Annotated in this window: 2 tRNA genes and 2 rRNA genes; all 4 read left to right on the top strand. The window is 53.9% G+C overall.

Annotated features, from left to right (window positions below):
* The first annotated feature begins 542 nt into the window (after positions 1-542).
* The 4 genes from ACP7BH_RS17065 to ACP7BH_RS17080 all read left to right on the top strand — a co-directional run bounded on the left by ACP7BH_RS17065 (position 543) and on the right by ACP7BH_RS17080 (position 5,445).
* Positions 543-2,003: ribosomal RNA gene (locus ACP7BH_RS17065) — 16S ribosomal RNA — on the top strand.
* 207 nt (positions 2,004-2,210) lie between these two features.
* Positions 2,211-2,287: transfer RNA gene (locus ACP7BH_RS17070), tRNA-Ile, on the top strand.
* Positions 2,288-2,368: 81 nt separating this feature from the next.
* Positions 2,369-2,444, top strand: a tRNA-Ala gene (locus tag ACP7BH_RS17075).
* 200 nt (positions 2,445-2,644) lie between these two features.
* Positions 2,645-5,445: ribosomal RNA gene (locus tag ACP7BH_RS17080) — 23S ribosomal RNA — on the top strand.
* The 16S and 23S rRNA genes sit together here with 2 tRNA genes alongside, the layout of an rRNA operon.
* The last annotated feature ends 62 nt before the right edge of the window (positions 5,446-5,507 follow it).

The following is a 5,507-nucleotide window of genomic DNA, read 5'->3' on the forward strand; positions in this document are numbered from 1 at the left end:
CGTATAGAGCCGCCTCGCTCGGAAACGGGCTGGCCGACGGGGCTGCGGGGGTCTTGATCCTCACGGTTTCACGGAAGACAGAAGCGAAAAACTTCTTGCTTTCATCGGTTGGTTTCACTAGGTTCCGCGCTCCAATCGAATCGCCGACGGGTTTTTAGAGGTAAGCCTCGCTTTCCTCGGGTGGTTTCTTGCGGTCTGAAGGGTTCGCCTTTCTCTCCGGAAGTTCTCTGAAAAGAGCGGTTGACATGAGGTTCGGCGGTCTCTAAATCCCCGCCTCCGCCGACGACACGGCGCTAAGCAAGTCGGGCCGCTGATGCGGTTTTGGTCTTTGACATTGTTGATTTGGAAAGAGAAACGCAGGCGGCGGTGTTCTTGCGATGGCCCTAGAAGGTCATCATACGACACTGACTATCTGCGGTCTTTTTGAAAAGATACCATGCGTCGGTCTTCGGATCGATGAATGGGAACTCGTCAATAAAATACGTAGAACTAATGCCAAGACGTCCTTCGGGATGTTCTTAAGCTTAGGTCAGAAGTCAACTCAACCTGAGAGTTTGATCCTGGCTCAGAGCGAACGCTGGCGGCAGGCCTAACACATGCAAGTCGAACGAACTCTTCGGAGTTAGTGGCGGACGGGTGAGTAACACGTGGGAACGTGCCTTTTGGTTCGGAATAACTCAGGGAAACTTGTGCTAATACCGAATGTGCCCTTCGGGGGAAAGATTTATCGCCATTAGAGCGGCCCGCGTCTGATTAGCTAGTTGGTGAGGTAAAGGCTCACCAAGGCGACGATCAGTAGCTGGTCTGAGAGGATGATCAGCCACATTGGGACTGAGACACGGCCCAAACTCCTACGGGAGGCAGCAGTGGGGAATCTTGCGCAATGGGCGAAAGCCTGACGCAGCCATGCCGCGTGAATGATGAAGGTCTTAGGATTGTAAAATTCTTTCACCGGGGACGATAATGACGGTACCCGGAGAAGAAGCCCCGGCTAACTTCGTGCCAGCAGCCGCGGTAATACGAAGGGGGCTAGCGTTGCTCGGAATTACTGGGCGTAAAGGGAGCGTAGGCGGACATTTAAGTCAGGGGTGAAATCCCGGGGCTCAACCTCGGAATTGCCTTTGATACTGGGTGTCTTGAGTATGAGAGAGGTATGTGGAACTCCGAGTGTAGAGGTGAAATTCGTAGATATTCGGAAGAACACCAGTGGCGAAGGCGACATACTGGCTCATTACTGACGCTGAGGCTCGAAAGCGTGGGGAGCAAACAGGATTAGATACCCTGGTAGTCCACGCCGTAAACGATGATTGCTAGTTGTCGGGATGCATGCATTTCGGTGACGCAGCTAACGCATTAAGCAATCCGCCTGGGGAGTACGGTCGCAAGATTAAAACTCAAAGGAATTGACGGGGGCCCGCACAAGCGGTGGAGCATGTGGTTTAATTCGAAGCAACGCGCAGAACCTTACCACCTTTTGACATGCCTGGACCGCCAGAGAGATCTGGCTTTCTCTTCGGAGACTAGGACACAGGTGCTGCATGGCTGTCGTCAGCTCGTGTCGTGAGATGTTGGGTTAAGTCCCGCAACGAGCGCAACCCTCGCCATTAGTTGCCATCATTTAGTTGGGAACTCTAATGGGACTGCCGGTGCTAAGCCGGAGGAAGGTGGGGATGACGTCAAGTCCTCATGGCCCTTACAGGGTGGGCTACACACGTGCTACAATGGCGACTACAGAGGGTTAATCCTTAAAAGTCGTCTCAGTTCGGATTGTCCTCTGCAACTCGAGGGCATGAAGTTGGAATCGCTAGTAATCGCGGATCAGCATGCCGCGGTGAATACGTTCCCGGGCCTTGTACACACCGCCCGTCACACCATGGGAGTTGGTTCTACCCGAAGGCGCTGCGCTGACCGCAAGGGGGCAGGCGACCACGGTAGGGTCAGCGACTGGGGTGAAGTCGTAACAAGGTAGCCGTAGGGGAACCTGCGGCTGGATCACCTCCTTTCTAAGGATGCTTCTCCAGGCTGTCTCTCACGAGGCTGTCTATTGAGGCTCCAATAGCGAAGCGCTTCACAGCGCCGAGCACAAACGGCGGAACGCCGCCGTCTCCGTTTCTCTTTCCACTTTCGTCATCGACGCATCGACCATTCGGGTCGTTGTATTGGTGACGCGATCGCGAGCCTGGGTTTTATAACCCGGCTGTCGCTGCCATAGGCCCGTAGCTCAGGTGGTTAGAGCGTACGCCTGATAAGCGTAAGGTCGGCAGTTCGAGTCTGCCCGGGCCTACCAGGACTTCTGGTTCGCCGGGGTTCTCAGCCTCAAGACGGCATCGCCGACAGCTCTCCTGGGCTTCGCACTGTTCCTTGGAACGGGGCCATAGCTCAGTTGGTAGAGCGCCTGCTTTGCAAGCAGGATGTCGTCGGTTCGACTCCGTCTGGCTCCACCAGGATTTTGTGATCGCATTCAAGTTTGCCGTCGGCCGTAAGGTTGGCGTGCATTGAAATCGTAAAGGAAGAACGCAACCGGCTCCCCTGAGCTTTTAGGTTATGTTCGAGAAGAAGACATTGTCTGACAAATATCAGGCTTGGTCCCCCGGCATCTTTCCAGTCGGGCGGAATAAACCAAGCATGAGTTTTGCTGAGAAACGATCAAACGTTGAAGGGCTTCTGACGGATGCCTTGGCGTAGAGAGGCGATGAAGGACGTGGCAAGCTGCGATAAGAACCGGGGAGGCGCTAGCACCCTTTGATCCGGTTATTTCCGAATGGGGAAACCCACCTTTACAGTCTTCCAACTTCGTTCTGAACTTCATCCTTGTGATGGGGGCCAGGACGGCGATTGGCGGATTGTTAAAAGGTATAATGAACTGAATACATAGGTTCATTAAGCGAACCCGGGGAACTGAAACATCTCAGTACCCGGAGGAAAGGACATCAACCGAGACTCCCGTAGTAGTGGCGAGCGAACCGGGACCAGGCCAGTGCTCTTGTGAAATAAAGACGAACGATCTGGAAAGGTCGGCCATAGTGGGTGAAAGCCCCGTAGTCATCAAATAGCAAGAGACTCGAGTAGGGCGGGACACGTGAAATCCTGTCTGAACATGGGGGGACCACCCTCCAAGCCTAAGTACTCCTCTACGACCGATAGTGAACAAGTACCGTGAGGGAAAGGTGAAAAGCACCCCGACAAGGGGAGTGAAACAGATCCTGAAATCGGAAGCCTACAAGCAGTCGGAGCCCCCAAGCGGGGTGACGGCGTACCTTTTGTATAATGGGTCAGCGACTTCATGTGTCGAGCAAGCTTAAGCCGTTAGGTGTAGGCGCAGCGAAAGCGAGTCTGAATAGGGCGCTAAGTTCGACGTATGACGACCCGAAACCAGGTGATCTATCCATGAGCAGGTTGAAGGTTGGGTAACACCAACTGGAGGACCGAACCCGTGAATGTTGAAAAATTCTGGGATGACTTGTGGATAGGGGTGAAAGGCCAATCAAACCTGGACATAGCTGGTTCTCCGCGAAATCTATTTAGGTAGAGCGTCCGACGAATTCCTTGGGGGGTAGAGCACTGGATGGTTGCGGGCTGCGCGAGCGGTACCAATACTAACCAAACTCCGAATACCCAAGAGAACTATCGGGCAGACACACGGCGGGTGCTAACGTCCGTCGTGAAAAGGGAAACAACCCTAACCATCATCTAAGGCCCCCAAGTCACGGCTAAGTGGGAAACGATGTGGGATTGCTTTGACAATCAGGAGGTTGGCTTAGAAGCAGCCATCCTTTAAAGAAAGCGTAACAGCTCACTGATCAAGCGATCCTGCGCGGAAAATGTAACGGGGCTCAAGCCGTGCGCCGAAGATATGGGTTTGCAGTTTACTGCAAGCGGTAGCGGAGCGTTCCGTAGGCCGGTGAAGGTCAGGCGTGAGCCTGGCTGGAGGTATCGGAAGTGAGAATGCTGACATGAGTAACGATAGGAGTGTGAGAGACACTCCCGCCGAAAGACCAAGGGTTCCTGCGTAAAGCTAATCTGCGCAGGGTTAGTCGGCCCCTAAGGCGAGGCTGAAAAGCGTAGTCGATGGGAAGCAGGTAAATATTCCTGCACCAGCTGGAAGTGACGGATGGCTTAACTCGTACCCACTTATTGGATTGTGTGTGCGGGGGCGTTGTCCCAGGAAATAACTCCAGCAGAGACCGTACCCGAAACCGACACAGGTGGTCAGGTAGAGCATACCAAGGCGTTTGAGAGAACTATGCTGAAGGAACTCGGCAAATTGCACGCGTAACTTCGGAATAAGCGTGACTCACCCTGGGCAACCAGGACTGAGTGGCACAAGCCAGGGGGTAGCGACTGTTTAGCAAAAACACAGGGCTCTGCGAAGCAGCAATGCGACGTATAGGGTCTGACGCCTGCCCGGTGCCTGAAGGTTAAAGGGAGTTGTGAAAGCGACGAACTGAAGCCCAGGTAAACGGCGGCCGTAACTATAACGGTCCTAAGGTAGCGAAATTCCTTGTCGGGTAAGTTCCGACCTGCACGAATGGCGTAACGACTTCCCCACTGTCTCCAGCATAGGCTCAGTGAAATTGAATTCCCCGTGAAGATGCGGGGTTCCCGCGGTCAGACGGAAAGACCCTATGAACCTTTACTATAGCTTCGCCTTGGCGTTAGCGACCGTATGTGTAGGATAGGTGGGAGACTATGAAACCGGGGCGCCAGCTCTGGTGGAGTCGTCCTTGAAATACCACCCTTACTGTCGTTGACGTCTAACCGAGGGCCGTTATCCGGTCCCGGGACATGGCGTGGTGGGTAGTTTGACTGGGGCGGTCGCCTCCTAAAGTGTAACGGAGGCGCGCGATGGTGGGCTCAGACCGGTCGGAAATCGGTCGTCGAGTGCAATGGCATAAGCCCGCCTGACTGCGAGACTGACAAGTCGAGCAGAGACGAAAGTCGGCCATAGTGATCCGGTGGTCCCGAGTGGAAGGGCCATCGCTCAACGGATAAAAGGTACTCTAGGGATAACAGGCTGATTTTGCCCAAGAGTCCATATCGACGGCAAAGTTTGGCACCTCGATGTCGGCTCATCACATCCTGGGGCTGGAGCAGGTCCCAAGGGTATGGCTGTTCGCCATTTAAAGTGGTACGTGAGCTGGGTTCAGAACGTCGTGAGACAGTTTGGTCCCTATCTGCCGTGGGTGTTCGAAGCTTGAGAGGATCTGTCCCTAGTACGAGAGGACCGGGATGGACATACCTCTGGTGTACCTGTCATGGCGCCAGCTGTGCAGCAGGGTAGCTAAGTATGGAATAGATAACCGCTGAAAGCATCTAAGCGGGAAACTAACCTCAAAACAAGGCTTCGCTGAGGATCGTGGAAGACTACCACGTTGATAGGCCAGGTGTGGAAGTGGGGCGACCCATGAAGCTTACTGGTACTAATAATCCGATCGGTTTGATCGTTTCTCAGCAAAACTCATTCGATGATTGCTCCTTGACCGAAGCAATCTCAGACAATGTCTTCT

This window comes from Brevundimonas sp. TWP2-1, from assembly GCF_049897645.1.
GTDB lineage: Bacteria > Pseudomonadota > Alphaproteobacteria > Caulobacterales > Caulobacteraceae > Brevundimonas.